This window comes from Bacteroides sp. 1001302B_160321_D4 (genome assembly GCF_015667765.1).
GTDB lineage: Bacteria > Bacteroidota > Bacteroidia > Bacteroidales > Bacteroidaceae > Bacteroides > Bacteroides xylanisolvens.
The window spans coordinates 1-675 of the sequence record NZ_JADPLO010000117.1; the positions used below are offsets into that span (position 1 = coordinate 1).

The 675-nt window shown below is 44.6% G+C and carries 1 protein-coding gene; it reads right to left on the bottom strand.

All coding sequences use genetic code 11. From position 1 onward, the window contains the following. Window positions 1–233: 233 nt before the first annotated feature. Window positions 234–632, bottom strand: a complete 399-nt coding sequence (locus KFO40_RS24905; protein WP_005868746.1) for a single-stranded DNA-binding protein — start codon at window positions 630–632, stop codon at window positions 234–236. Window positions 633–675 lie beyond the last annotated feature (43 nt).

Below are 675 nucleotides of genomic sequence, written 5' to 3' on the forward strand. Positions count from 1 at the left end.
AGGAGGTTGTTTCGGCAATGCCGAAGCTCCGGATGATGACCATTGCAATCCCGCCCACGTTTGGAACTTCTCTTTTCTGGTTTGCCCATAATCAGCCGCATAGCGGATGACTACGGGCAAACCGGGAATGAGAACAGTCATTCCGATGAAGGGGAGGGTGGGGAAGAATACTGCGTGAACGCAAAAACACTCTCGGATATGTAGCAAAAAAAAGCGGCACTAGGCCGCTTCAATCATTTGCTTGCTTTTTTCTTTTTAGAGACAGCCTTCTGTTTAGGCTGATCCGGTTTTTCTTCTTCTTTTTCCGGAGCCGGATAAAACTTGGTGGCTACCATCACAATGCGGTTACGCTTCTCCCCACTTTTAGAATCCGTCCATTCTTCCGGCTTAAAGTAGCCTTCAACGGTTATCAGCTCACCTTTTTTCAATACATCGAAGGAATCCAGTGCTTCATTCTTTCTCCAGGCTTCAATCCCCATGAAAGCGGAAACATAAGAGGTTTCTTCACCTGTCTTGTCTGCACGGCTGACCGCGATAGAAAAGCGTGCTACGCTTGCTGTTTCAAAACTACGGATTTCTGCATCCTTACCGATAAAACCTGTTACTGCGAATGAATTTTCAATCTTTTTCATATCTCTGATTTTTTAGAAGTTAATTAATCAATTTTACAGTGCA

Coding starts and splice junctions, on each gene's coding strand:
- KFO40_RS24905 (WP_005868746.1), bottom strand. CDS start 632: ATGAAAAAGATTGAAAATTCATTCGCAGTAACAGGTTTTATCGGTAAG.